This window comes from Pseudomonas sp. LAIL14HWK12:I10, from assembly GCF_900184205.1.
Classification (GTDB): domain Bacteria; phylum Pseudomonadota; class Gammaproteobacteria; order Pseudomonadales; family Pseudomonadaceae; genus Aquipseudomonas; species Aquipseudomonas kermanshahensis.
In genome coordinates this window covers 1-26,207 of sequence record NZ_FXWU01000019.1, presented here as the reverse complement: position 1 = coordinate 26,207, position 26,207 = coordinate 1, and the positions used below count along the sequence as shown (strand labels likewise).

Below are 26,207 nucleotides of genomic sequence, written 5' to 3'. Positions count from 1 at the left end.
GCCTGTTTTTCTCACTGCCCCCGACGAATCACGCCTCAGCTTGCACAGGAAGATCGCAATGGTCCACCCCGTTTCTGCAATCGTAACGCCTTCGCCCGCCAAGACCTTCGGTTTTCTGATCTTGCCCAACTTCACCACCATCGGCCTTGCGTCCGCGGTGGAGACCCTGCGCATGGCCAACCTGGCGGCCCGCCGGCCGATGTACCGCACCGTGCTGATCGCCGCCAGCGATGAACCGGTGGCGGCCAGCAACGGCATGCGCGTGTTGCCTGACTACAGCATCGGCAACGCCCCGGCGCTGGACGCCCTGTTGGTGGTCGGGGCCAACCCGATCGATCGCAGCCGTGGCAACCGGCCCTTGATCGACTGGCTACGCCAGCTGGCCCGTCAACGCCTGCCGTTGGGCGGCATCTGCACGGGCAGTTACCTGCTGGCCAAGGCCGAGTTGCTCAAGGGCTACCGCTGCACCATCCACTGGGAAGACATGCAGACGTTGCAGGAGCAGTTCCCCGGTATCGTCATTTCTGGCCAGCTGTTCGAACTAGACCGCGACCGCTACACCTGCTCGGGCGGTGTGGCGGCCATGGACATGATGCTGCAACTGGTGGCCCGGGAAGAAGGCGGCCAAGACATCGCCGCCAAGGCCGCCGAACTGCTGCTGTGCGACCGTGTGCGTGGCGAGCGCGAACGCCAGCGGGTGCCCCTGCGCACCCTGCTCGGCAGCGCCCAGCCCAAGTTGAGCCAGGTGGTGGCGATCATGGAAGCCAACCTGGAGGAGCCACTGGCGCTGGAGGAGCTGGCCAGCCTCAATGAAGTGACCGTGCGCCAATTGGAGCGGTTGTTTCATAAATACCTGCAGCGCACGCCCAGCCAGTATTACCTGGAGCTGCGGCTGTCGCGGGCGCGGGAGCTGTTGTTGCGTAGCGATGTGCAGGTGCGTGAGGTGGCGCTGGCGTGTGGGTTCAGCTCGCCGGCGCATTTTTCCAAGAGCTACAGCCGGTTTTTTGGGCTGTCGCCGCTGGGAGAGCGGCGGCAGGCTTCGTTGCACTGACATCAGACAGTGCTGGGCTCTTCGCGGGCAAGCCCGCTCCCACAGGATTTCCACTCACCTTGAGCGCGGTGGGGGACCGGCGGGAGCGGGCTTGCCCGCGAAGAGGCCGGCACAGATCGAATCAATCCTTCAGGGCCGCATGCGCCGTCTCCCGGCACATCAGCATCGCCACCAGCGCCACCAGTGCTGCGGCCAACAGGTACCCCGCCGGCGCCAGCTTGCTGCCGGTCGCCTGTATCAGCCAGGTGGCAATGAACGGCGCCGTCCCGCCAAACAAGGCATTGGCCACGTTGAAGCTCAGGGCGAAACCACTGAAGCGCACCCGCGTCGGGAAGATCTCCGCCAACAGGCACGGCAAGGTCCCATCGTTCATCGCCAGCATCGCGCCAAACAGAATCTGGATGGCCAGAATCACCAGCAGCGGTTGCCCATCGAGCAACGTGAACAAGGGCACGGTGAGCCCCAAAAACAGCAGCGAGGCGATCACCAGCATGGTCTTGCGGCCAAACTGATCAGACAGCCGCCCCATCAGGAAAATCAGGCCGATGTAAGTGGCCAATGAAACCGTCGAGGCAATGAAGGCATCTCGCTCGGTCATGCCCAGCTCAGTAGACAGGTACGTCGGCATATAGCTGAGCAGCAGGTAGAACGCCACCGCATTCAGGCACGTCACGCCGATACCGATGCCGAGGCTGCGACGATGCTGGGTCAGCAACTCGCGAATCGGTGCCGGGGTCATGCAGGCCTTGTTCTCGAGACGCTGCTCCATCTCCAGAAACTTGGGAGTGTCCTGCAGGCTCATGCGGATGTAACGGCCCACCAGCCCGAACGGTGCAGCCAGCAGGAACGGCAGGCGCCAGCCCCAGCTGTGCAGGTCCTCGGTGCTGAGTAGCTCATGCAGCACCGCCACAAACGCCGCACCGAACAGCAACCCCGCTGCCGTGCTGGCCGGCACGATACTGGTGTACAGGCCACGCCGGCCCTGGGGCGCGTATTCGGCCAGGAAGGCCGATGCCCCCGCGTATTCGCCCGACGCCGAAAAACCCTGCACCAGGCGTATCAGCAGCAACAGGCACGGTGCCCATAGGCCGATCTGCGCATAGCCAGGCAGCAGCCCGATGCAGAAGGTCGAGATCGACATGATCAGGATCGACAACGACAGCGCGTTGCGTCGCCCATGGCGATCACCAAAGTGGCCCCAGACCACGCCGCCCAGCGGGCGAACGAGAAACGACAGGGCGAACACCGCGAAGGTCGCCAGCAGGCCGGTAGTTTTGTCGGTTTGCGGGAAAAACGTGGCGGCAATGATGGTGGCGAGGTAGCCGTAGGCGGCGTAGTCGAACCATTCGACGAAGTTGCCCATGAAACTGGCGCGCGCGGCCTTGCGCAGGGCCTGGCGTTCGGCGCTGTGCACGGCGCCGCCGAGGGTGGGAGCGTTCAGGGTGGTGCTGGACATGACGGGTACCCTCTGGTTCTTCTAATTGGAGGCAGGGTCTGGTGGTCATACAGTGATTTTATTGTTGTTGGTGCCGGCCTCTTCGCGGGTAAACCCGCTCCTACAGGGGCCGGCACTGAGCATCATTTGCGGATGATGTTGTGCTCCGGCCCGTACGGGAACTTGGTAATGTTTTCGGCGCCGCTGTCGTTGACGATGAGGATATCGTGCTCGCGGTAGCCGCCTGCACCCGGCCGCCCTTCGGGCAGCATGATCATTGGCTCGATCGACACCACCATGCCCGGCTCCAGCACGGTGTCGATGTCTTCGCGCAGCTCAAGCCCCGCCTCGCGACCGTAGTAGTGGCTCAACGTCCCAAACGAATGGCCATAGCCGAACGTGCGGTACTGCAGCAGGTCGTGACGCAGGAAGATCTCGTTCAGCTCACGGGCAATGTCACTGCAGCGCATGCCCGGGCGCACGAGTTTCAGCCCAGCCTCATGCACCTCGACGTTGGCCTGCCACAGGCGCAGGTGATCATCCGGGCAATGGTCGAGGAACAAGGTGCGCTCAAGGGCGGTGTAATAGCCGGCGATCATCGGGAAGCAATTGAGGCTGAGGATCTCGCCCTTGCCCACCGTGCGGCTGGTGACCGGGTTATGCGCGCCGTCGGTGTTGAGCCCGGACTGGAACCAGGTCCAGGTGTCCATCAGCTCGCCGTCGGGGAAAGACGTGGCGATCTCGCGAACCATCGCCTGGGTGGCGTGCAGCGCCACTTCGTACTCGGGCACATGCTCACGCAGGGCCTCGACCACTGCCGCGCCGCCGATATCGGCCACCCGCGCGCCGTGCCGGATCAACGCCTGCTCTTCTGCGGACTTGATCATGCGCATGCGCATGCACGGGGCGCCGATGTCCAGCAACTCGGCCTTGGGGTAGCAGGCGGCGAGCTTGGCGTGGTTTTGCAGGTTGAGGTGGTCGTATTCCACGCCGATGCGTGAGGCCAGCGGCAGCGCTTGTTGAATGGCGACGAAGAAGTTGTCGCGTTGCCAGTCGGTGTAGACGATGTTGTCGGTGCCGACCGTGCGCCGCCAAGGCTGGCCGCCATCGATGTTGGCACTGATCGAGACGACCTTGTCCTGGGTCACCACCAGTGCATAGGGGCGGCCAAACGAGCAGTAGAGGAAATCACTGTAGTAATTGACGTTGTGGTACGAGGTGAAGATCGCCGCTTCGATGTCCTGCTCGGCCATGTAGGCCCGCAGACGGGCGTGGCGGGCTGCGTATTCCTGAGCGGAGAAGGTCGCTTTGACCTTGTCGCCGTTGCGGATCTTCAGGGTTTTTGGCATGTGCATGGTCGGGTTCCTTGTCGTTGTGAGCACGCTGTTTCAGGCCGGCCGCCTGAGAAGCATTGCAACAGAACGAACGAGGACACTTTTGTATCTATCCGACCTGGAATTGGCGGGATGGCCACCGACGTGTAGGAGCAGCCTTGTGCTGCGAAGAGGCCGGTACAGGCAGCCCGAATTGCGGCTATCTGTACCGGCCTCTTCGCAGCACAAGGCTGCTCCTACACGGGTGGTGAGGTTTCAGGCACGCTTTATTTCAGATCAAAGCGGTCCAGCTCCATGACTTTTACCCAAGCTGCAACGAAGGCCTTCACAAACCTGTCCTTGCCATCGCTGCTGCCATACACCTCGCTCAACGCCCGCAACTGGGCATGCGAACCGAACACCAGGTCAACACGGCTGCCCGTCCATTTAACCTGCCCGGTCTTGCGGTCCCGGCCTTCAAAGCGCTCGTTGTCGGCTGACGTCGGCGTCCATTCCACGCCCATGTCCAGCAGGTTGCGGAAGAAGTCGTTGCTCAACGTACCCGGCTTGTCGGTGAACACCCCGTCCTTGCTGCCGCCATGGTTGGCACCCAGCACGCGCAGGCCGCCGATCAGCGCGGTCAGCTCGGGCGCCGTCAGGGTCAGCAGTTGGGCCTTGTCCAACAGCAGCTTCTCGGCTTTGACGCTGTAGCGGTCCTTGGTGAAGTTGCGGAAGCCATCGGCCAACGGTTCCAGCACGGCGAACGACTCAACATCGGTCTGCTCTTGGGACGCATCGACGCGGCCGGGGCGGAAGCCGACGCTGCCACTGTAACCCGCATCCTTGGCGGCCTTCTCGACGGCGGCGGTACCTGCCAGCACGATCAGGTCGGCCAGGGAGACCTTCTTGCCACCGTTGTTGAACTCGCCCTGGATCTTCTCCAGCGCTGCCAAGACCTTGCCTACGCCCTGGTTCGCAGCCCAGTCTTTCTGCGGTGCCAGGCGCAAGCGTGCGCCATTGGCTCCACCGCGCTTGTCGGACCCACGGAAGGTCGAGGCTGAGGCCCAAGCGGTCGATACCAACTCGCCCACGCTCAAGCCTGAAGCCAGAATCTTGGCCTTGAGCGCTGCGACATCCTGCTCGCCCAACGGTACCGGTTCGGCTTTAGGCAGCGGGTCTTGCCACAGCAATTCCTCGTTGGGCATTTCTGGCCCGAGATAGCGCGCCAGCGGGCCCATGTCGCGGTGGATCAGCTTGTACCAGGCACGGGCAAAGGCATCCGCCAATTGGTCGGGGTTGTCCTTGAAGCGGCGGGCAATCGGCTCGTAGATCGGGTCAAAGCGCAGCGCCAGGTCGGAGGTGAGCATGGACGGCGCATGGGTTTTGCTGGGGTCATGGGCATCCGGCACGGTGCCTGCGCCTTTGCCTTCCTTCGGCCGCCACTGGTGCGCACCGGCCGGGCTCTTGGTCAGCTCCCACTCGAAGTTGAACAGGTTGTTGAGGTACTCGTTGCTCCATTTGGTCGGGGTTGAGGTCCAGGTCACTTCCAGGCCGCTGGTGATGGTGTCGGGGCCTTTACCGGAGCCGAATTTGTTGGCCCAACCCAGGCCCTGCATCTCCAGGCCCGCAGCCTCGGGCTCGGCCCCCACATTGTCGGCGGGGCCTGCGCCATGGGTCTTGCCGAACGCATGGCCACCGGCGATCAGCGCCACGGTCTCTTCATCGTTCATGGCCATGCGGCCGAAAGTTTCGCGGATGTCTTTGCCCGAAGCGACCGGGTCAGGGTTGCCTTCCGGACCCTCCGGGTTGACGTAGATCAGGCCCATCTGCACGGCGGCCAGCGGGTTTTCCAGGTTGCGCTCGGCCTGCAGGTTGCGGCTCTGTTCTTCACCGTGCTTGGCGGGTTCGGCCACCAGGTCACCCTGGCCGGGTTCCTGTGCCTTGACCTGCTCCTTGCCGTAGCGGGTATCGCCGCCCAGCCAGACCTTTTCCGAGCCCCAGTACACATCTTCATCCGGCTCCCACACATCGGCACGCCCGCCAGAGAAACCAAAGGTCTTGAAGCCCATGGACTCCAGCGCGACGTTGCCGGTGAGGACGATCAGGTCGGCCCAGGAAATCTTGTTGCCGTACTTCTGCTTGATCGGCCACAGCAGGCGCCGGGCCTTGTCCAGGCTGACGTTATCCGGCCAGCTGTTGAGCGGGGCGAACCGCTGCTGACCGGAACCGGCGCCACCGCGGCCATCGCCAATGCGGTAGGTCCCGGCGCTGTGCCAGGCCATACGGATGAACAGCGGGCCGTAGTGGCCGAAGTCGGCGGGCCACCAGTCCTGGGAGTCGGTCATCAGGGCCGTCAGGTCTTGCTTCAGGGCCTGGAAATCGAGGCTCTTGAAGGCGTTGGCGTAGTCGAAATCCGGGTCCATCGGATCGGATTTGGCGGTATGTTGGTGAAGGATTCTCAGGTTGAGCTGGTCAGGCCACCAGTCACGGTTGGTGGTGCCGCCACCTGCGGTTTGATGGAACGGGCATTTCGATTCGTTCGACATCTGTGGGTACCTTTGGGTCGGTTATCCAGATTTCCGGTCTATGCCAGGTGTTCTATCAGCCGAGCGCTTGGGCTCGTGCCTACCCCTCATCAGGTCTGGTCGGTGTCTTGCCGACACGGGGCTTGCGAAGCTGTCACGGCGGGGCGCTACGGTCTTGAACACAGGTGCTCAGGCGCGCCCCGGCCGCGGAATTCACAGGGCCAGGGGAAAGACTAGCCGAGCTTGGGCAGACTTCTAATAGAGCGAGTATTACGGGGTAATAGGCTGGCTCTGTCAGCGTTCTGCCGTGCCGGCCTCTTCGCGGGGCAAGCCCGCTCCCACAGGTTGAGTCAAGGCCCGTGCCAAACCTGGACTGCCCCGCGAAGAGGCCCGCACATCCATACAAGGCAATCGGGCCTGCGCCGTGCTTCAATACACCGCCAATCCCCTCAGCCCCCGTGAGCCAAGCCCCATGAACCGCAACGACCTGCGCCGCGTCGACATGAACCTGCTGGTGCTGTTCGAAGCCCTGATGATCGAACGCAACCTGACCCGCGTCGGCGAAAAACTGTTCATCACCCAGTCCACCGTCAGCGCCGCCCTCGCCCGCCTGCGCGAGCTGTTCGACGACCCGCTGCTGATCCGCAACGGTCGGGCCATGGAGCCCACGCCACGGGCGATGCAGATTTTCACCGAGCTGGGGCCGGCCATGGATGTGATTTCTTCCGCCATCAGCCGTGCGCGGGCGTTCGACCCCGCCAACAGCTGCAACGTATTCCGCCTCGGGCTTTCGGACGACGCCGAGTTCGGCCTGCTCCCTGCCCTGCTTCAGGCCTTGCGCGAAGAGGCACCCGAAATCAGCGTGGTGGTGCGGCGGGCCAACTTCCTGTTGATGCCAGGCCTGCTCTCCAGCGGCGAGATTTCGGTGGGCGTGAGCTACACCACCGACCTGCCGGCCAACGCCAAGCGCCGCAAGTTGCGCGATATTGGCGTGCGCGTGCTGCGCGCCGACGATCGACCGGGGCCACTGACCCTCGACGAGTACTGCGCCCGCCCGCATGTGATGGTGTCGTTTTCTGGCGACATGAGCGGCAACATCGACCTGGACCTGGCGCGCATCGGCCGATGCCGCAAGGTGGTGCTGGCCGTGCCGCAGTTCGGCAGCCTGCGCGCGCTGCTGCGCAACACCGAACTGATCGCCACAGTACCGGACTACGCCGCCTGCGCCCTGGCCGATGACGGCTGCTTGCGCGCCGACCCAGCGCCCTTCGAAATCACCGAGGCAGAACTGTCGATGGTCTGGAGCGGCGCCCAGGACAACGACCCGGCCGAGCGCTGGTTGCGTGAGCGGATCCTGCAGTTCATGGCATCGCCATGAACCCAGGCCGTGTCACTTGCTCCGCTGCATCCACGCCGCGCCCAGGCCACTGATGCAGATGATCGAGATCCCCACCAGGCTCAGGCTGTCTGGCACCTGGCTGTAGAACAGCAGCCCAAGCAGCCCGGCAAACACGATCTGGCAGTAGCTGAACGGCGCCAGCAGCGCCGGTGCAGCATGGCGAAACGCCTGGGTCAGCAGCAGGTGGGCCGTCATGCCGAAACCACCCAGCGCCAGCATCAACAGCGCGTGGTCCCAGCGCGGCACCTCCCAGAAAAACGGCACCAGTGCACTCATCGCCAGGGTGTTGCACAGCCCTGCATAGAAGTTGCTGGTGGTGGGGCTGTCATGGGCAGCCAGAATCCGCGTCAGCAACTGATAGAAGCAGAAGCCCAGCGCCGAGCCGAAGGGGTACAGGATCGCCGGCGTGAACATCGCACCCCCGGGGTGCACCACCACCAGTACCCCGATAAAGCCCATCACCACCGCCACCCACTGCCCCACCGTCACCCGCTCCTTGAGCAGGGGTGCCGACAAGGCCGTGACCAGCACGGGCGCGAGGAAGTTGACCGCCGTGGCCTCCGCCAGCGGCAGGTATTGCAGGCCGGTGGTGAACAGCAGGCTGGTGCTGAGCAGGCTCAGGGCACGCAGGGTCTGTAACAACGGGCGACGGGTGCGCAGTACATTGAGGCCAGACTTGGGCAGGAAGATCCCGGCCATCAGCAGGGTGTGCACCACATAACGCGCCCACACCACCATGATGATCGGGTACAGGCCACCGAGGAACTTGGACAGGGCATCGTGGCTGGCGAACAGGAACGTCGCCACCACCACCAGGGCGATGCCACGCAGCGGTTGGTTGACTCCGGACAGCGGTGTGCTGGAACTCATGGCGTTCTCGACGGCGGCGCGGCCGGATGCTGCGCCCAGGGAAAGCCGCACAGGGCTGGCCTGGCGGATGAAACAGCTCGAATTCTAGAAGAGATAGACGAGGATAAGGAAGTTCAATTGGCGCTTGTCGAGGCCAAACGCAATTTCCGTTCGCTGATCGACCACTTTCGCCCCGCCGCGCATGGTCCGCGCCGGGCTGATCGAAGACCATCCCCTACGGACTCTGTAACCACTACAAGGAACTGTCATGCGAAGGCTCACCACCCCTAACGGCCTGGACCTGCCCTGCATCGGCCTGGGCACCTGGCCGATGACCGGCAGCGAGTGCACCCAAGCCGTGCGCCAGGCCCTGGACCTGGGTTACCGACACATCGACACCGCCACCGCCTACAACAATGAAGCGGCCGTGGGCCAAGCCCTGCGCGAGAGCGACGTGCCACGCGAGCAGATCCACCTGACCACCAAGGTCTGGTGGGACCGCCTGGACCCCAAAGCCATGCGTCAGTCGCTGGAAGACAGCCTGCGCGTGCTGGGCACCGAGCAGGTCGACCTGTTCCACATCCACTGGCCGGGCAAGGACTGGGACCTGGCCCGCAGCATCGAGACCCTGGTAGCCCTGCGTGACGAAGGCAAGGCGCGCAGCATTGGTGTCGCCAACTTCCCGCTTGGCCTGCTGCGCCAAGTGGTCGAGACGCTGGGCGCGCCGTTGTCGGCCATTCAGGTGGAGTACCACGTGCTGCTCAACCAGCAGCCGTTGCTCGACTATGCGCGCCGCCACGACTTGCTGCTCACGGCCTACACCCCGCTGGCACGCGGGCAGGCGGCGCAACAAGAGGTGATCCAGGCGATTGCCCGCAAGCATGGCGTCCTGCCGAGCCAGGTGGCACTGAAGTGGTTGCTCGACCAGGACGGCGTCGCCGTGATCCCCAAGGCCAGCAGCCGCGAGAACCAGTTGGCGAATTTGGCAGCGCTTGACGTGCAGCTGGATGATGAAGACCGGGCATTGATTGCGGGTTTGCCGAAAGATCAGCGCGTGGTCAGCCCCGACTTTGCGCCTGACTGGAATAGCTGATACTGGCCCCCTGTGTAGGAGCAGCCTTGTGCTGCGAAGAGGCCGGTGATAGCACTAAAGATTCACTGTGTTATCACCGGCCTCTTCGCAGCACAAGGCTGCTCCTACAGGGATCGCGCGGGGCCGCCGGGCATCACCTAGCCCCACAGCAACGCCACCTGCTTCAACCGCTCACTCGCCGGCACAGGCCGCCCATACAGGTAGCCCTGGAAATGCGAGCACCCCTCTGCCGCCAGGCGCCGCATCTGCTCCTCCGACTCCACACCCTCGGCCGTGGTCTTGATCATCAGGCTGTTGGACAGGTCGGTAATGGCGCGGATGATTGACATGGCTTCGCGGCTGTCGCACATGTCATGCACGAACGACTTGTCGATCTTGATCCGGTCGAACGGGAACGAACGCAAATACCCCAGCGACGAATACCCGGTACCGAAGTCGTCCAGCGAAATCGACACACCCAGGTCTTTCAGCGCCCGCAAGGTGCGCACGTTCTCCTCACTGTTGCCCAACAACACCGACTCGGTGATCTCCAGCTCCAGGCGCCGCGCCGGCAAGCCCGAATCTGCCAGGGCCAAAGCCACGGTGTGGACCAGGTTGGCATTCTTGAACTGTACCGGGGACAGGTTGACCGACACTGTCTGTTCGCTGTCCCAGCTGGCCGCCTCCTGGCACGCCAGGTTCAGCGCGCGGATGCCGAGCTCGTGAATCAGCCCGGTCTCTTCGGCGATGGGGATGAAGTCCATGGGCATGACCATGCCGCGGGTCGGGTGCTCCCAGCGCAACAACGCCTCATACCCCGTCACACTGCTGGTCTGCTGGTCGACCACCGGCTGGTAGTGCAACTGCAGTTGACCAAGGTGCAGCGCCGTACGCAGGTCGGTTTCGACCAGGCGGCGTTGGCGGGCGGCGACATCCAGCTCGACATTGAAGCACTCGTACCGGTTGCGGCCATTGCGCTTGGCTTCGTACAACGCCATGTCGGCATAGCCCAGCAGTTGCTCGGCCTGGTCGTTGTCATCCGGGGCGATCGCCACGCCGATACTCACACCCACCGTGAACTGATGCCCCTCGATCTGAAACGGCGGGCAGATGGCATTGATCAGGCGCTGCGCGGTATTGCACGCGGCATCACGGCCATCCAGCCCCGTGAGCACGATGGCAAACTCGTCACCGCCCAGGCGGGCCAACGTGTCGTGCTCGCGCAGTTCGCGGCGCAAGCGCTTGCCTAGCTCACGCAGCAGCTTGTCGCCGAACGCGTGACCTAACGAATCGTTGATGTTCTTGAAATTGTCCAGGTCCAGGCACAGGGCAGCGGTCAGCTTGGCGTTCTCATCACCACGCACCAAGGCTTGGCGCAAACGCTCATGGAACAGCGTGCGGTTGGGCAGCCCGGTGAGGGCATCGTGGTGCGCCATATGGTGGATTTGCGCGTGGGCCGCCAACTCTTCAGTGGCATCTTCGGCCACGAACAGCACATAGTCGGCCTGGCCCTCGCGGTGCTGGCTGAGCAGCGTACGGCTGCGCAGGGTGCGTGGCCCGCACTGGGTGTCGACCCGGGTTTCGGCGGCATAGCCCTTGGTGCTGCGTGCCCCGCGAGCGAGCTGTTGCTCCAGGTAATCGGCTGCAGCCGGCGCCAGGCTTTGGGCAGGCAGTTGCCCAATCATGCTCGAACCCGGCACACCAAACAGGCGTTCGGCCTGCTGGTTGGCCAGCAGGATGCGCTGGCTCTCCAGGTCCTGGACCATGACACTGGCCGGGATGTTGGCAATGACCGAGTCGAGAAACTGCGACAGCTTGGCCATCTCTTGGCTGTACTGTTCGGCCAGTTCCTTGGCTTTGAGCAGCTCCAGCTCCTGCTGGTGGCGTTCGGAGATGTCGCGGGTGACCTTGGCGAACCCCACCAGGCGGCCGTCATCGTCATGCACCGCGTCGATCACCACATGCGCATGGAAGGCCGAGCCATCCTTGCGCAGCCGCACACCCACCTCTTCGAAGCGCCCCGTGCAACGCGCCTGTTCAAGGTTGTGCGCGGGCAGCCCGGCAGCCCGCTCGGCCTCGCTGTAGAACAACGAGTAATGCTGGCCGACGATCTCGTCGGCAAGGTACCCCTTGGCCCGCTGGGCGCCGGGGTTCCAGTTGGCAACAATGCCTTCGGGGGTGAGCAGGTAGATGGCATAGTCCACCACGCTCTGGATCAACAGCCGATACATGATGTCGGGGCTTGCGACTAGCGACATGAAATTAACCTGAACCTTCGACGGGCACGAAAAGGACCCCGGCGCTACGCGACCGGGTCTTGTACAGAGGTGATGGCATTATGCCGGTCACTCGGATTTTGTGAAGTGGTTCACAAAATTTTGCTGCACTGTCCTTTGCCGAATGAAGGCGGGCGAGTCTTGCGCATAGCAACGCAGCAGCCAGTTGCGGATCAGAGGGGCCTGATCAGCGGTGGTCGGCAGCAGTTCGATGGGCAACATGGCGTTGCGGGCTCGGGTAAAACGACCATTCTAGAGCACCCGCGTTGTAGGAGCAGCCTTGTGCTGCGAAGAGGTCGGTGATAACACAGTGAGCATTTGCTGGTGTCACCGGCCTCTTCGCAGCACAAGGCTGCTCCTACACGATTAAACGATTGCTAGCTTTGCTCAGTACCTGATCATCACCGATTTGAGCTCGGTGTAATCCTCGATGAACGCACTGCCAAACTCACGCCCTACCCCCGATGCCTTCGACCCACCAAACGGCACCGCCGGGTCGAGGAAGGTGTGCATGTTGACCCACACCGTGCCCGCTTCGATCTGCGGGATCAGCCGTAGCGCCTTGGACAGGTCGTTGGTCCACAGGCTGGCGGTCAGGCCATAGGGGCTATCATTCATCAACGCCAGCAGCTGCTCTTCATCGTCGAACGGCAGCACACAGACGATCGGGCCGAACGTTTCCTCGTGCAGCAACGGGTCACTGGCGTCATTGGCCAGCACCACCGTAGGCTCGACGAAGTAGCCCGGCCGGTCGAGCGCCTTCGCCCCACAGACCACCGTGTTGCTGGCCCGGGCACGCTCGAAGAAGCCGAGAATCTTCTGCAGGTGCGCAGTATTGGCCAAAGGGCCGAACTGGGCGTCGGGGTCCAGCGCCGAACCAATCTTCAACTGCCCCAGCGCTTCACCCAGCTTGCGGGTAAATTCCTGAACCTTGCTGCGGTGCACATACACCCGCTCCGGCGATGCGCACACTTGCCCCTGGTGCACGAAGGCAGTCTGCAGGATGCCTGACACGGCACCGTCCACGTCCACATCGGCCAGCAAGGCAGCCGGGTTCTTGCCCCCCAGCTCCAGCGTGGCGCGGGTCAGGTTCGCCGCCATCGCGGCCTTGCCGACGGCGATACCGGTCGGCACCGAGCCTGTGAACGCGACCTTGGCCACGAGCGGGTGCTCGATCAACAGCTGGCCCGCCTGCCCGCGCCCATTGACCACGTTGAACGCCCCCGCCGGCACCCCTGCCTCGACCGCCAGTTCGGCGATGCGCAGCAGCGTCAGCGGCGTGAATTCGCTGGGTTTGATCACGATGGTGCAACCGGTTACCAAGGCAGAGGCGATCTTCCAGATACCGATCATCACCGAGAAATTCCACGGCACGATCCCCGCGACCACGCCCACCGGCTCACGCAGGGTAAAGGCGGTGTAGCGCTCGCCACCGAATGAAGGCAGCGACGGGGTCATGGTCTGCCCAGTGATCTTGGTCGCCCAACCCGCGAAGTAACGCAGGAAGACTACACTTTGAGCGATCTCCAACCCCCGCGAGAGGTTGATCGACTTGCCGGAACACAGGGTCTCGAGCTGTGCCAGCTCTTCGGCATTGGCCTCGATCAGGTCAGCCAAGCGGTTGAGCACCACGCCTTTCTGATAGGGCGAAACCTCAGCCCAACTGCCCTTGAAGGCCTGCCGGGCACTGTGCACCGCACGTGCTACTTCCGCCTCGCTGGCCTCGGCAACCCGGCTGATGACTGTGCCGCTGGAGGGGTCGTGGATATCGACTGACGGCCCCGCCTCACCCGCCTGGTATTGGCCATCGATGAAATGGCCATGGGGCCTGGCGAGGAACTCGACCACGGCAGGTAACAGCTGGATATCGCTCATGACATGACTCCTGGAAGGCAGCGCAAAAGTGTGTGCGGGCCGATCTTCAGGCCCCCGCCTACCCGCCTGCCAGCCCCGACTGGCGTTTTGTCAGGGAGCCTCAAGAGAATGTCACGCTGGCCAAATCACCACGCCGGCCCAGGCGGCACACTGCGATCACTGCGATATCTGCATAACCCATAACAACATCGGAGATAGCCAATGCGTCGCGTAGACAGGCTTAGCATCTCGGCAGCCCTGGCCTTGGCCCTGGCTGCGAGCACAAGCGCGGTGCGGGCCGACCTGCCCGCCGAAGAGATCGGCCAGAACAACCTGCCGTTCCCGCCGGACCCTCACCGTGTCTACATCCTCGATGTGGACTTCAAGAACCCCATCGCCGGCAAGGTGGTGGTGGTCGACCCCAAGGCCAAGCGCATGCTCGGCATGACCACCAACGCCTTCGTCGCCCCAACGGCGCTGAGCCCGGACAACCGCACCCTGTACTCGGCCAACCTGTTCTACTCGCGTGGCACCTACGGCGAACGCACCGACGTACTGGTGGCGTGGGACACCCAGACCCTGCGCCCGCAATGGGAAGTGGTACTGCCCGCCAAGCGCGCCTCCACGCTCACCGAGAAGTACGCGATGGGCGTCAGCGCCGACAGCAAGCTGGCATATGTCTTCAACCTGACGCCGTCGACATCGGTGACCGTGGTCAATACTCAGACGCACACGGTCGCCAGCGAAGTCGCCATCAGCGGCTGCGTACTCAACTACCCAGTCGGCAAGCGCAGCTTCGCGTCACTGTGCGGTGACGGCCAACTGCTGGTGGTGACACTGGATGATGACGGCAAGGAAGTCTCGCGTACCCAGACGCCGTTCTTCGACCCGAACAAGGTCCGCCTCAACGAGCGCGCCATCGCCAACGGCGACACCTACTATTTCACCACCACCCATGGCGAGGTGTACCCGGTGAGTTTCGAAGGGGGCAAGGCCAAGCCGCAGCCCACCTGGTCGCTGGTCAGCGACGAGGAACGCAAGCAAGGCTGGGCGCCGGGTGGCTGGCAAGCCCTGGCCTTGGCGCCAGGCCTGAACCGGCTGTATGCGCTGATGCATGACCAGCACACCGATGGCAAATGGGAAGACCCGAGCACCACCATCTGGGCGTTCGACCTGAAGACGGGCAAGAAATTCGGCACGCTCGACTCGCCCAAGCCGGTCTGGAGCCTGCAGGCCAGCCATGACAAGGCGCCCATCCTGGTGGCCACTGACCTGGAAGGCGGCGTGCAGTTCTTCGACCTGGCCACCGGCAAGCACAGCGGTGCCATGGACCAGATCGCCGACACGCCCGTGCTCACCTTGGCCCCTTGGTAAACAGGAGACCCGACCATGCTCGACCCTGTTCTCGTGATTGCCAGCAGTACCGCTTTGGCGACGCTGCTGGCCAGTGCCGCCAGCCACAAGCTACGTGACCTGCGCGCGTTCAGCGCCATCGTGCGCGACTACCAACTGCTGCCAGCACCCCTGGCACCGGTAGCCACGGCAAGCCTTGCACTGGCCGAACTGGCCCTGGCGCTGGCCTTGCTGCTACCCGGTGGGCGAGCCAGCGCGGCGTTGGCGGTGGTGCTGTTGATGGCGCTGTATGCCAGCGCCATCGGCATCAACCTGTGGCGTGGCCGCCGCGACATCGATTGCGGCTGTTCAGGCCCCGGCGCTGCCCAGCCACTGCGCCCAGTGCTGTTGCTGCGCAACCTGGTGATCGCCCTGTCGGCCGGCCTGGCGGCGCTGCCCATGGCCGAGCGTGCACTCGGTGCCCTGGATATTTTCGTGGTGATTGCGGCCAGTGCCGTGGCGCTGCTGATTCATGTGGCGGTGGATGGCCTGCTGGCCAACCAGCCGCGTCTTGCCAAATTGACTGGGAGATAACCCATGCAACTGCTTATCGCATCGAACATTTTGCTCTGGCTGCTGCTGATCGCGGTGGCGTTCACGGTCATGGCCCTGGTGCGCCAGATCGGCGTGCTGCATGGCCGCATCGCGCCTGCCGGTGCGCTGATGGTAGACAAAGGCGTGACGGTCAACGACCCCGCCCCACAGGTCACCGCCGCCGACCGTCATGGCCGCCCGGTAAACATCGGCTACTGCAGCGAACGCTCGCAGCTGCTGTTCTTCCTCGCGCCCGGCTGCCCGGTGTGCAAATCGCTGCTGCCGGCGGTCAAGTCGATTGCCAAGGACAACAGCGGCGAGCTGGACGTGATCTATGTCAGCGACGGTGATTTTGCCGAACAGCAGGCCCTGATCGACGCCAACGACTTGCAGCAAGCCACCTATGTGGTCGGCCCCGAGATCGGCATGACCTACCAGATTGGCAAGCTGCCGTACGCCGTGTTGATCGACCAGGCCGGCACCCTGCGCGCCAAGGGCCTGGTCAACTCCCGCGAGCACCTCGACAGCCTGTTCGAGACCGTGCACCTGGGCAGCGCGAGCCTGCAGCAGTACCTGCACGGCAACCACGCGCACGGCCATGCTCACGACCATGACCATGCCCACCCACACAGCGCGCAACACTGATCGCGGAGCACACCATGAGTTTTCTCGACAAACTGTTTGAACGCTCCAGCCGTCATGTCGCCGACACCACCTCACGGCGTAAGGTGCTGGCACGCCTGGGCTCGCTGATCGTCGCCGGCGCGGCCCTGCCGGTGCTGTTGCCGATCGACCGCACCGCCAAGGCGCTGGCCGCCGAGCAGCCGAAAATGGGCGACCCAGGTGACCCGACCAGTTGTGACTACTGGCGCAACTGCTCGATCGACGGTTTCCTGTGCTCGTGCTGCGGCGGTTCGATTACCTCCTGCCCGCCCGGCACCGATGCCTCGCTGGTGACCTGGATCGGCACCTGCCGCAACCCGGCCGATGGCAAGAACTACATCATCTCGTACAACGACTGCTGCGGTAAGCACGCGTGCGGCCAGTGCGCCTGCTCGCGCAACGACGATGAACAACCCTTGTATCGCCCGTTCAACAACAACGACATCAACTGGTGCCTCGGGGCTGAGTCGAAGATCTACAACTGCACCGTTACCATCATCCGCGGTGTGGCGGTCTAGCGCCGTGAAGGCCCTGACCGCGGTGTTGATCCTGTGCCTGCTGGCGCCTGTCGCCCAGGCCAGGACCCTGCCCAACCCCAACCAGCGCCCGGCGTCGGGCAACGAGGTGCCACCGGTGCCGATTGCCCAGGCCGGCTACTCGGTGCCGGTGAATTACCAATTGCAGTGCGCCGGCTGCCACCGCGACAACGGCGAAGGCTCGGCGGCCAACGACACGCCGCGCATGCAGGGGTTTGTCGGCAACTTCCTGCGGGTGCCGGGCGGGCGCGAGTTTCTGGTGCGGGTACCGGGGATTTCCCAGTCGGCGCTTAATGATCAGCAGATTGCCGATTTGCTTAATTGGCTGCTGGCGCGGGATGGGATGGCCGGCAACAGCTCACCCGAGCAATGGCCGCCGTACAGCGGCGAGGAAGTGCATCGGGTACGTCAGAACAGCATGCTCAACCTGCCGCATGTGCGCGCCGGGTTGATCGAAGCGATGCAGGCCAAGGGCATTGCCATCAGCGATGGGCTTGGCCACTGAATCACGCAAGCGTTGTGCCTTCAGCCCGCCCTGTCAGCGGGCTTTTTTTTTGGTTGTCGGGTGGTTTTTTTTGGGGGGGGTTGGGGGTGTTCGTCGCAGGATTTTCGGCGCCTGTGAGATCGAGCGCCACCTCACAACATGAGGCAGGCACCTCGTCGCCCTCCCCCAACCTGCCAAAGTGCAACATCTGGAAACAAACCTGTATCAATTGGCTACATCCCAGCGCATTCCAGCGCACTAATCACACCACTACCACTGCCAACACCCTCATCACAAATAAAATTAATCCCAATTAAAACAATGCACTAGCAAATACCCCCTGCTACACCACCCCCTCTCAGGCCCGATTTTTGCTTGAAAATTCAAGTGAATTATAATGCTTTAAGGCACCCCTCCAAGAGTTCGCTCAAGCGAACCGTTCCACGTCCTACCGTGCGAGGCCCCCATGACACCAGCAACCCGTGTTACCGACGATCACTTCCAGGCCTGGCTCAGCCAGGTCAACGATGCCTGCGGCCACTTCAACGCCCGCAAGCTCGACGCAGGCTTCGTCGGCCAGCTCGAAAAGTGCCAGGTAGGCCAGATTTCCATGAGCATCGTCGACATGACCCACGTCAACCTGTTCCGCGGCCCGCGGGAAATACGCGCCAGCGGTGCCGACAACTACTATGCCGTCTTGCAGATGGCCGGCACCTCGCATATCGAGCACCAGGATGCACGCATCGAACTGCGGCCCGGCGACCTGACCCTGATCGACGCCAGTGCCCCGTTGGACATGCACTTTCACCAGCGCTCGCGCCAGTTGTCGCTGATTTTGCCGCGCACTCAGGTCCAGAGCAGTACCCGCGGCGTCAACGTGGCCTGCGCCAAACGCATCGAAGCGCAAACCCCGTTGGCCAGCATGGCCCGCCAGATGATGCTCGAAGCCGGCCGCACCCAGCACATGGCCAACAACGAAAGCCAGGCGGTACTGGAGGCGCTGATCGCCTTGCTGCGTCCCGCCATCACCCAGGACTCGGTGCCCGGCAGCCACGAGCGGATGTTCCGCAAGGCCCTGGCACTGATTGACCAGCGCATCACCTGCGAAAGCCTGACACCTGAGTTCATTGCCCGCGAAGTGGGCATCTCCATGCGCAGCCTGTACCGCATCTTCGCCAAACACGACTTGGTCATCGCCCAGTACATCCGCAACCGCCGCCTCGACTTCTGCGCCGAAAGCCTGCGCAACCCGTCGATGGATCAGAAGGTGTCGTCGCTGGGGTATGCCTGGGGGTTTTCCGATTCGAGTTACTTCAGCACCGCATTCAAAGGCCGGTTTGGCATGACCCCAGGCGAGTACCGCAAGCGTCACGCCAACTGACAAGCCCAGCAAACACCCTGGCAGGCACAACAAAACCCGCCCGCCTGTACTCGCACACAATCAAGCAGAACACCAACAAGAAGCAGCCCCGCGCTGCCCTACCCAGGAACCGTGCGTGATGTCGACCGTCGTATCCAGCAAGTTCGTAATGCCCTTCCTGCTCGCCGCGCTGGCCAGCCCGCTGGCCCTGGCCGAAGACTGCGCGGCCCCGCAGCGCCAACAGGGCGAACAGGTGTTCGCGCGTGACTGCGCCGCGTGCCATTCGGCGCAAAAGGATGGCCCAGTGATGATGGGCCCCAACCTGCACGACGTGGTGGGCCGTACCCCCGGTACCGTGCCAGGGGCCAATTACTCTCAGGCCATGAAAACCCGCCAGGCGGCCTGGACGGCGCAAAGCATCGGCGCCTTCATTGCCCAGCCACAGGCGGCAGTACCCGGCACCTACATGCCTTATGCAGGGTTGCCGGACGCTGGCGAACGCCAGTCGGTGACGTGTTTCCTCGCCGGCCTCAAGTAACCACGTTTGCCCACGAAGGCCCCGCGATGGGGCCTTCTGCGTTTTTAACGCCCGCCCCATCAGCTTGGCACACCGCCAAAGTCAACTGGCAGCCAGGGCAAAAGCCCAGGGCTGAGCTTGCTTCATGATCATTGGCACGTCTTCGGAACTTCTGCCAAAACCATGACAAAGGAAGCCAGACCATGCACCATCGCCCGTTCCGCCTAACCTTGGCCGCACTCCTGGCCGGGGCTTCGCTGAGTGCGTCCGCGCACGAGCTGTACAGCGATGCCGAACGCCATCTGAACGCCAATGTGGAAGCCGTGTTCGGTGCATTCCACAGCGAACGCAGCTACGCCATCGCCCGCGACCAACCCGGCTCCACCTCGTGGCGGGAAGGCTACATCAAGTATGGCTTGAGCGCCGACCAGGCCCTGGGCAGCGTCGGTTCGCTGTACGGCGCCTTCGCCATGCTCAGCTCAGCGACCTGGGGCGACGGTGATGCTGCCGGCTTTAGCGATGGTAGCGAACGCACCAGCAAGATCGAGGATGCCTACGTGGGCTGGAAGTCCGGCAACCTGGTGCCGATGCTGGGCGAGGACGGTATCGACCTGTCGTTCGGCAAGCAGATGGTCGCCGTGGGCGATGGGTTTCTGCTTCAGGGTGACTCGCTGAACGTCGGCCATGGCCTTGCCGATGGTCAGTTCAACCGGGGCGGTGCGTACTACCTCGCCGCTCGCAAGAGCTTCGACAAGACCGCCGTGCTGCGCCTGGGCGGCAGCAGTGGTTGGCGCGGCGACCTGATGTGGCTACAGTCAGACAACCGCGCCCAGGCCAACACCGAACTGCACGTGGCCACCCTTGAGCATGTGGCGGACGCCGGCACCGTCGGCCTGACTTATATCGGCACTACCCATGTCGACGAACAGTACGCCTCTCCGCTGCAACTGGAACGTGATGGCATGAAGACTTACAGCCTGCGTGGCCAGGGCAATGCCGGGGTAGAAAACCTGTTTCTGTCCGGGGAATACGCCAAACAGGACAAGCCCCATACCGCCACCGAGGACGCCTGGTACCTAGAAGCCGGTTGGACCTTCGCCGACCTGCCCTGGCAACCGAACCTGAGCTACCGCTACAGCCGCTTTTCCGAGCAGTACGACACGCTGTTCTATGGCCTCGGGCGCGGGTTGGGTACCTGGTTCCAGGGTGAGGTGGCCGGTAACTATGCCGGGCCGTTCAACAGCAATGCGCGGGTGCAGAAGGTCGGCCTGACGGTCAGCCCGACGCCGACGTTGAACCTTGGCGTGATGGGGTTCCATTTCGACACCATCGATCGCAGCCTGGGCAATGTGGACGGTCGCGAGCTGGATATCTATGCCGAGTGGACCCTCAATGATCACCTGATGATCGTGCCGCTGGTGGGGTTGTATCAGCCGGATCGCAGCGTGGAGCAAGGGGGGACGCAGTTGGGCAACAACCACGACAACCTGTATGGCCAGGTGGTGTTCGTCAGTACCTTCTGAGCTGCAGGCACTGGGGCTGCTTGGCAGCCCCAGCATCCGTGACTACCGCTCTGGCACCGGCAACGGCGCGTCGCTGTTCCACGCCGTCACTGGTCGGCTGAACAGGTTCTCGGTCTGGAAATGCGCCATGCGCCACTGGCCCTCTTCCAGCGCAAAGCGCACGGTCAGCCGGGCAGCATTGAGGTGCGAGGCGCCGTCGGCAAAGGTACTGGTCTGCAACATCACCCAGCGCCCCACTCCTTCCTCACCGGCCACCTCGATAACCTCACTGGTCAGAAAGTGCACATTCAAAGCGAAATGCGCCGGGGTCTTCATGTAGGTGGCGAACATCGCCCGGATCGCTTCGCGCCCGCGGTAGCCGCCAAAGCTCTCGGCGTACTTGGCGCCCTTGCCCTCCCACACCGCATCACGGCAAAACAGCTGCGCCAGTTCATCGAGCGGGGATTGCGCGTCCAGTTGGTCGCACAACGCCATGTAGCGGTTGATGCAGACGCGGATGGCCTGCTGGTTTTCAAAGCTGCGCAGGCGGGCCTGGAGTTCGAGGATATCGGTCATCGCAATCGTGGCCTCAATGATCGTTGCCGGCGTACAGGTTCAGCAGCAAGCGCTCGGCCACTGCCAGCAATTTCTCGTCGGCACCTTTGGCCGCCACCAGTTGCAGGCCGACCGGCAAACCGGCCTCGCTGCCCAGCGGAATGCTCAACGCCGGGTGCCCCGACAGGTTGAACGGCCGCACCAGCGAGGTCATGCCCAGCACCGCGCGGGTATCGGCGGCGTCCTCCAGGCGCAGTGGGAAGTCCGGCATGGTCGGCAGGGCCAGGACATCGAAGTTGGCCAGGGCCTGGTCGACTTCTTCAGTAAAGCGTCGACGCACTTCCTCCGCCTCGGCCAGCGCCGTGTCAGTGGTCTGCCCCGCTGCCGCCAGGCGCCCGGCGATATCGCTGCCGACCTTGCCGGTTTGCAGAAGGTGGCCACAGCCTTCGAACGTCTCGCGGTTGATCACGACCATGCCGGCGTCATAGGCGGCGCCAAAGTGTTTGAGTTCGACATTGCCCAACGGCAAGCCACTGGCGCTCAGGGCCCCGTGCACCACTTTGTGGATGGCGGCCTCGGCGGTCACCCGCAATACGCCGATGCGCGCCTTGGCCGGTACCTGGGCGGGGACGAAACTGGGGTCGATCATGCTCATGGCGCGTACCAGCATCGGCAGGCTCGCGGCGAACGGGCCAACGCAGTCGAGGCTGGTGCGGGCCGGCATCACGCCTTTACGGCTTACCCGACCAAACGTCGGCTTGAGGCCAAACACGCCACAGCAACAGGCCGGGACACGCACCGAGCCACCGGTGTCGGTGCCCAGGCTGAAATCCGCCAGGCCCGCGGCCACCGCAGCAGCCGAGCCGCTGGACGAGCCACCGGGTATGCGCCCCGGAAAGCGCGGGTTGGCGGCCGTGCCGGTATAGCGGTTGATGCCGGTCGTGCCGAACGCCAGTTCGTGCAGGCTAACCTTGCCGGTCAGCCGGGCACCGGCCGCCAGCAACTGGCTGACCACGTCGGCATGCCGCTCGGCCAGCGGCGCATCCTCTAACGCCTGGCTGCTGGCGCGGGTCGCGGTACCGGCGACATCGATGGTGTCCTTGACCACGACCCGGGGGCCGGTGCCGCCCAGATCAAGGGTTTCTACTATGATTGTCATTGTTGTGCAGCCCTCTTCAAGAATGGATGCCGGGCCTGGGCCCAGCCGATAAAATGCGTGCCGATTACTTGAAATGTCAACTGAACATTCCAGTATTATGCGCTCGCTTTACGGTAGCCAAATGCGCGGAAACGTCTATGATGTCGCGACTATTTCCGCACAAGTAGTGAATCGATGAGCAACTCGAAAAACACAGGCCACAGCCACCACGACCCGGCCAGCGATGAATTTCGCAAGGAAGATTTCCCCTTCTACTGGCTGGCGCGCGTGCATGGCCGCTACACCCAGAACATGGAACGTCTGCTCAAGAAGATCGACCTCGACGTGCCGCGCTGGCGCGTGCTGTGGATCCTCAACGAGAACGGTGAATCGAGCATTTCCGAGATCTCCACCCACGCCATCGCCAAGCTGTCGACCATCACCAAGATCGTCTACCGCATGAAGGACGACGGCCTGGTCGATACCGCACCAAGCCCGGAGGATGGGCGCGTGACCCAGGTGCGGATCACCGAAGTCGGCCTGCAGAACATCGAGCGCATGCAGGACGTGACGCGGGAACTGTTCCAGCGCAGTTTCAAGGGGCTGACCGAAGCACAGGTGCAGCGCCTGAACCGGATGCTGGAAGTGGTGTTCCATAACCTCGAAACCCCTTAACACCCAATCCCCTCCCTGTAGGAGCAGCCTTGTGCTGCGAAGAGGCCAGTGCAAACGGCACACAGCGCCGGTACTTTCACCGGCCTCTTCGCAGCACAAGGCTGCTCCTACACAGGGTCAGCGCAAGCTGCTCAGCACGCCTTCGAGAGCACACATCGCGGTTGCTTTCACCGGCCTCTTCGCAGCACAAGGCTGCTCCTACACAGGGTTAACGCAAGCTGCTCAGCACGCCTTCGAGGCCTCGCATACCCGGTGATAGGCCCGGTTGAAATACACCAGCCCATCGTCCGCCCCACCATGGCGGATATCCTGGATCTCGCAGTAGAAAATGCTGTGCGAACCCACCTCATGCACCTGGGCAATGCGGCAGTCAAAGTTGACCAGCGCCTCCTGCATCACCGGCGCGCCGCTCTCCAGCACGGTCCAGTGCGTGGTCGCAAAGCGCTCTTCCGTGCTCAGGTTGCGGTTGGCAAACGCCCCCGACAACTCCTGATGGGTACCGGCCAGCACGTTCACGCACAGCGCGCCGTTGGCCTTGAATTGCTCATTGGAATACGAGGCGCGGTTCATGCACACCAACAAGGTGGGCGGCGCGTCGGTCACGCTGCACACCGCCGACGCGGTAAAACCGAAACGGCCTGCGGGGCCATCGGTGGTGATGACCGATACGGCGCCACCGAGCAGCGCCATTGCATTGCGAAACTGGCTTACATCTACCATGGTCATGCTCCTCAGATATCCAGCACCAGCTTGTTGGACTTAGCCCGCGAGCAGCACACCAGGATCTGGTCGTTCGCGGCTTTTTCTTCATCGGTCAGGTACACATCGCGGTGGTCCGGCTCGCCTTCGAGCACTTCGCACATGCAGGTCCCGCAGACGCCCTGCTCGCAAGAAATGTCGATCTTGATGCCAACCTGGGCAAGCGCTTCGAGGATGGTCTGCCCCTCGGCCACCTGCACGGTCTTGTTGCTGCGCGCCGCCACCACTTCGAAACCTTGGCCACTGGCGTCGACCTCGACCTGGAAGTACTCCTTATGGATGTGGTCTTCGGCATAACCCTGCCGACGCGCGCCCTCAATCACCCAGTCCATGAAGCCGGACGGGCCGCAGGTGTACAGGTGGGAGCCCTGGCTGGCAGCGCCCAGCACCGCCTCCAGGTTCAGCCGCTGTGCCGGGTCTTCATCATCGAAGTGAGTGACCACCCGCGCGGCGAACGGCGCCGCCGCCAGCGCCTCGAGAAACGCACTGCGGCTGCGCGAGCGCCCGCAATAATGCAGTTCAAAATCCGAGCCCTGCTGGTGCAGGGCGTGGGCCATGGCGATCATCGGCGTGATGCCAATACCACCGCCCAGCAGGATCGAACGGCTGGCCTGCGGCGCCAGCGGGAACAGGTTGCGCGGCGCACTGATCTGCAGCTCGCGCCCTTCCAGCAAGGTCTCGTGCACGCCCACCGAACCGCCGCGTGAAGCCGGGTCTTTCAGCACGCCCAGGCGATACACCGAAGCATCGGCCGGGTCACTGCACAGCGAATACTGGCGCACCACGCCGGGCGCGACGTGGATATCGACATGCGCGCCCGCCTCGAAGGCCGGCAACGCCGCGCCATCAGCGCGCCCCAGGTCGAGGACGACCACGTCGGCCCCTTGGATCTCGCGCTTGCGCACGACTACGTTCAACAATTGTTCATTCATGGCCGGTGTCCCGTGTAACGACAGGAGGCGCGCAGCGCCCCGCAAAAAAAATCAACGCATGAACAGGCCGCCGTTCACGTCCCAGGTCGCCCCGGTGGTGAAGTAGGCTTCGGGCCGCGCCAGTTGCACGATCAGGTCGCCCAGAAAACCGGCGTCCCCCAGGCGCTGCACCGGGATGTTCGCCAGTAGCCCTGGCAGGCGCTCGGCAGGCACCGCGGCATGCACCGCCGGCGAATCGATCGGGCCGGGGGCGATGGCGTTGACCGTGACGCCACGGGCAGCGAACTCCTTGGCGAAGATCTTGGTCAGGGTGACGATCGCGCCCTTGCTCGCCGCGTAGTGCGCGCCGGTCGCGGTGCCGCCGTTCTGCCCGGCCAGCGAGGCCATGTTGATGATCCGCCCGTAACCGGCCTCGGCCAGGTACGCGCCGAACACCTGGCAACCGAGGAACACGCTGCGCAGGTTCAGGCCAACCACGGCGTCGAATTCTTCCGGGCTGATCTGCATCAGCGGCGTGGTCTTGGTCACCGCAGCGTTGTTGACCACCACGTGCAGGGCGCCAAAGTGCTCCAGCACCTGGGCCAGCGCCTGCTCGAAATCGGCCTTGCTGGCGACATCGAGCTTGACCGCGAGGGTACGGCCGCCCTGCCCTTGCCGGGCTTGCTGCAGTTGTTCGGCGCTGGCCTCAGCGAGCGCCAGGTCACGGTCCGAGACCACCACGTCAAAGCCTGCGGCAAGCAGTTGCGCGCAGAAGCGCTGGCCCAAGCCCTGGCCGGCGCCGGTTACCAATGCGACTTGGTTCATGGTCGGTTCCTCACAGGATGTAGCCGATACCGGCGAGGGTATCGTCACTGTTGATCAGGCTGATCACCTTGCGGTGGATCTTGAAGCTGCCTTGCGCCCGTACCAGGGTGTAGGTCAGGTCGGCGCTGTAGTGCTTGAGGCTTTCCTTGCGGAACTCACGCACGTTCTGTGCGCAGCGCACGGTGACGTTGACACCGTCGTCGCCCAGCACCCGGAAGCGCGAAATCGTGCGCACGGTGCGCGGCTGCGGGCTGGTGGAAATCGACTCGCCGCCGATCAACCGCTGCACGCGCAGGCCACGCATGTGGTGGTCGTCGTAGGCGTAGTTGAGGGTGTTCTCGTAGTCGCTCTCGCGCGGGTCGATGGGAATGATGTACGTGCCTTTTTCGGTCCATTGGCCGAGCCAGGTGTCGTACTCGCCGTGGTCGAGCATGTCGCCTTCCTGCCAGATGAAGGCGGTGACTTCTTGCAGCAATTGCAGGTTCATAGGGTTCTCCACGCTCACGCCGACATCATCTTTTTCCACTGCTGGTACGCCGCGCGCATGCCGGTTTCGGCACTCACGTCGGACACCAGCCCGTC

24 protein-coding genes are annotated in these 26,207 nt (G+C 63.5%); 12 read left to right on the top strand and 12 right to left on the bottom strand.

The window, feature by feature from the left end:
* Nucleotides 1-58 precede the first annotated feature (58 nt).
* On the top strand, nucleotides 59-1,051 hold the full coding sequence (cahR, locus tag QOS90_RS26165; protein ID WP_085274324.1) for a transcriptional regulator CahA: 993 nt from the start codon (nucleotides 59-61) through the stop codon (nucleotides 1,049-1,051).
* Nucleotides 1,052-1,172: 121 nt separating this feature from the next.
* On the opposite strand, the gene QOS90_RS26160 is transcribed toward cahR, so the two are convergent.
* The 3 genes from QOS90_RS26160 to katG form a co-directional block, all read right to left on the bottom strand.
* Complete coding sequence (locus QOS90_RS26160; RefSeq protein WP_085274323.1) at nucleotides 1,173-2,507, bottom strand: MFS transporter; 1,335 nt, start codon at nucleotides 2,505-2,507, stop codon at nucleotides 1,173-1,175.
* A gap of 122 nt (nucleotides 2,508-2,629) precedes the next feature.
* Nucleotides 2,630-3,841, bottom strand: coding sequence for a creatinase (gene creA / locus QOS90_RS26155; protein WP_085274322.1), 1,212 nt, complete (start codon nucleotides 3,839-3,841; stop codon nucleotides 2,630-2,632).
* A gap of 245 nt (nucleotides 3,842-4,086) precedes the next feature.
* The gene (katG, locus tag QOS90_RS26150) at nucleotides 4,087-6,345 is read right to left on the bottom strand and encodes a catalase/peroxidase HPI (RefSeq protein WP_085274321.1); all 2,259 of its coding nucleotides are present in this window, start codon (nucleotides 6,343-6,345) and stop codon (nucleotides 4,087-4,089) included.
* A gap of 451 nt (nucleotides 6,346-6,796) precedes the next feature.
* On the opposite strand from katG, the gene QOS90_RS26145 reads away from it, so the two are divergent.
* On the top strand, nucleotides 6,797-7,702 hold the full coding sequence (locus QOS90_RS26145; protein ID WP_085274320.1) for a LysR family transcriptional regulator: 906 nt from the start codon (nucleotides 6,797-6,799) through the stop codon (nucleotides 7,700-7,702).
* Nucleotides 7,703-7,714: 12 nt separating this feature from the next.
* Here QOS90_RS26145 and QOS90_RS26140 read toward each other — a convergent pair whose 3' ends face one another.
* Nucleotides 7,715-8,593, bottom strand: coding sequence for a DMT family transporter (locus QOS90_RS26140; protein WP_027595346.1), 879 nt, complete (start codon nucleotides 8,591-8,593; stop codon nucleotides 7,715-7,717).
* Between the two features lie 247 nt (nucleotides 8,594-8,840).
* On the opposite strand from QOS90_RS26140, the gene QOS90_RS26135 reads away from it, so the two are divergent.
* Nucleotides 8,841-9,665, top strand: a complete 825-nt coding sequence (locus QOS90_RS26135; protein WP_085274319.1) for an aldo/keto reductase — start codon at nucleotides 8,841-8,843, stop codon at nucleotides 9,663-9,665.
* Nucleotides 9,666-9,802: 137 nt separating this feature from the next.
* Here QOS90_RS26135 and QOS90_RS26130 read toward each other — a convergent pair whose 3' ends face one another.
* Complete coding sequence (locus QOS90_RS26130; protein WP_027595344.1) at nucleotides 9,803-11,902, bottom strand: putative bifunctional diguanylate cyclase/phosphodiesterase; 2,100 nt, start codon at nucleotides 11,900-11,902, stop codon at nucleotides 9,803-9,805.
* 405 nt (nucleotides 11,903-12,307) lie between these two features.
* The gene (locus QOS90_RS26125; protein WP_085274318.1) at nucleotides 12,308-13,795 is read right to left on the bottom strand and encodes an aldehyde dehydrogenase family protein; all 1,488 of its coding nucleotides are present in this window, start codon (nucleotides 13,793-13,795) and stop codon (nucleotides 12,308-12,310) included.
* A 201-nt stretch (nucleotides 13,796-13,996) separates the two neighbouring features.
* Between QOS90_RS26125 and QOS90_RS26120 the strand changes: the two genes are divergently transcribed.
* The 8 genes from QOS90_RS26120 to QOS90_RS26085 all read left to right on the top strand — a co-directional run bounded on the left by QOS90_RS26120 (nucleotide 13,997) and on the right by QOS90_RS26085 (nucleotide 20,783).
* Nucleotides 13,997-15,148 carry an amine dehydrogenase large subunit gene (locus tag QOS90_RS26120; RefSeq protein ID WP_027595342.1) on the top strand — a complete coding sequence of 384 codons (1,152 nt, stop codon included), beginning with the start codon at nucleotides 13,997-13,999 and terminating at the stop codon, nucleotides 15,146-15,148.
* Nucleotides 15,149-15,163: 15 nt separating this feature from the next.
* Nucleotides 15,164-15,700 carry a MauE/DoxX family redox-associated membrane protein gene (locus tag QOS90_RS26115; RefSeq protein WP_027595341.1) on the top strand — a complete coding sequence of 179 codons (537 nt, stop codon included), beginning with the start codon at nucleotides 15,164-15,166 and terminating at the stop codon, nucleotides 15,698-15,700.
* Between the two features lie 3 nt (nucleotides 15,701-15,703).
* Entirely contained in the window at nucleotides 15,704-16,345 is a 642-nt protein-coding gene (gene mauD, locus QOS90_RS26110; protein ID WP_085274317.1) for a methylamine dehydrogenase accessory protein MauD, read from the top strand.
* Between the two features lie 14 nt (nucleotides 16,346-16,359).
* Entirely contained in the window at nucleotides 16,360-16,881 is a 522-nt protein-coding gene (locus tag QOS90_RS26105; RefSeq protein ID WP_027595339.1) for a methylamine dehydrogenase light chain, read from the top strand.
* 4 nt (nucleotides 16,882-16,885) lie between these two features.
* The gene (locus tag QOS90_RS26100; RefSeq protein WP_027595338.1) at nucleotides 16,886-17,404 is read left to right on the top strand and encodes a cytochrome c family protein; all 519 of its coding nucleotides are present in this window, start codon (nucleotides 16,886-16,888) and stop codon (nucleotides 17,402-17,404) included.
* A 445-nt stretch (nucleotides 17,405-17,849) separates the two neighbouring features.
* Entirely contained in the window at nucleotides 17,850-18,764 is a 915-nt protein-coding gene (gene feaR, locus QOS90_RS26095) for a transcriptional regulator FeaR (RefSeq protein ID WP_027595337.1), read from the top strand.
* Between the two features lie 118 nt (nucleotides 18,765-18,882).
* On the top strand, nucleotides 18,883-19,281 hold the full coding sequence (locus QOS90_RS26090; RefSeq protein ID WP_027595336.1) for a c-type cytochrome: 399 nt from the start codon (nucleotides 18,883-18,885) through the stop codon (nucleotides 19,279-19,281).
* 182 nt (nucleotides 19,282-19,463) lie between these two features.
* Entirely contained in the window at nucleotides 19,464-20,783 is a 1,320-nt protein-coding gene (locus tag QOS90_RS26085) for an alginate export family protein (protein ID WP_085274316.1), read from the top strand.
* A 42-nt stretch (nucleotides 20,784-20,825) separates the two neighbouring features.
* Here QOS90_RS26085 and QOS90_RS26080 read toward each other — a convergent pair whose 3' ends face one another.
* Both QOS90_RS26080 and QOS90_RS26075 read right to left on the bottom strand, forming a co-directional pair.
* Nucleotides 20,826-21,338, bottom strand: a complete 513-nt coding sequence (locus QOS90_RS26080) for a nuclear transport factor 2 family protein (protein WP_027595334.1) — start codon at nucleotides 21,336-21,338, stop codon at nucleotides 20,826-20,828.
* 13 nt (nucleotides 21,339-21,351) lie between these two features.
* Entirely contained in the window at nucleotides 21,352-22,476 is a 1,125-nt protein-coding gene (locus QOS90_RS26075) for an amidase (RefSeq protein ID WP_085274315.1), read from the bottom strand.
* A gap of 174 nt (nucleotides 22,477-22,650) precedes the next feature.
* Here QOS90_RS26075 and QOS90_RS26070 point away from each other — a divergent pair, with 174 nt between their 5' ends.
* Nucleotides 22,651-23,130 (top strand): MarR family winged helix-turn-helix transcriptional regulator, encoded by a 480-nt coding sequence (locus tag QOS90_RS26070; protein ID WP_027595332.1) that lies wholly within the window; start codon nucleotides 22,651-22,653, stop codon nucleotides 23,128-23,130.
* 222 nt (nucleotides 23,131-23,352) lie between these two features.
* On the opposite strand, the gene QOS90_RS26065 is transcribed toward QOS90_RS26070, so the two are convergent.
* The 4 genes from QOS90_RS26065 to QOS90_RS26050 are packed head-to-tail and all read right to left on the bottom strand — an operon-like array spanning nucleotide 23,353 to nucleotide 26,112.
* The gene (locus QOS90_RS26065; protein ID WP_027595331.1) at nucleotides 23,353-23,850 is read right to left on the bottom strand and encodes a flavin reductase; all 498 of its coding nucleotides are present in this window, start codon (nucleotides 23,848-23,850) and stop codon (nucleotides 23,353-23,355) included.
* 11 nt (nucleotides 23,851-23,861) lie between these two features.
* Complete coding sequence (locus QOS90_RS26060) at nucleotides 23,862-24,821, bottom strand: PDR/VanB family oxidoreductase (RefSeq protein WP_085274314.1); 960 nt, start codon at nucleotides 24,819-24,821, stop codon at nucleotides 23,862-23,864.
* A gap of 51 nt (nucleotides 24,822-24,872) precedes the next feature.
* Nucleotides 24,873-25,625, bottom strand: a complete 753-nt coding sequence (locus QOS90_RS26055) for an SDR family NAD(P)-dependent oxidoreductase (RefSeq protein WP_085274313.1) — start codon at nucleotides 25,623-25,625, stop codon at nucleotides 24,873-24,875.
* Between the two features lie 10 nt (nucleotides 25,626-25,635).
* Nucleotides 25,636-26,112: an aromatic-ring-hydroxylating dioxygenase subunit beta gene (locus QOS90_RS26050; protein WP_027593647.1), complete on the bottom strand. Its 477-nt coding sequence runs from the start codon at nucleotides 26,110-26,112 to the stop codon at nucleotides 25,636-25,638.
* Between the last annotated feature and the right edge of the window lie 95 nt (nucleotides 26,113-26,207).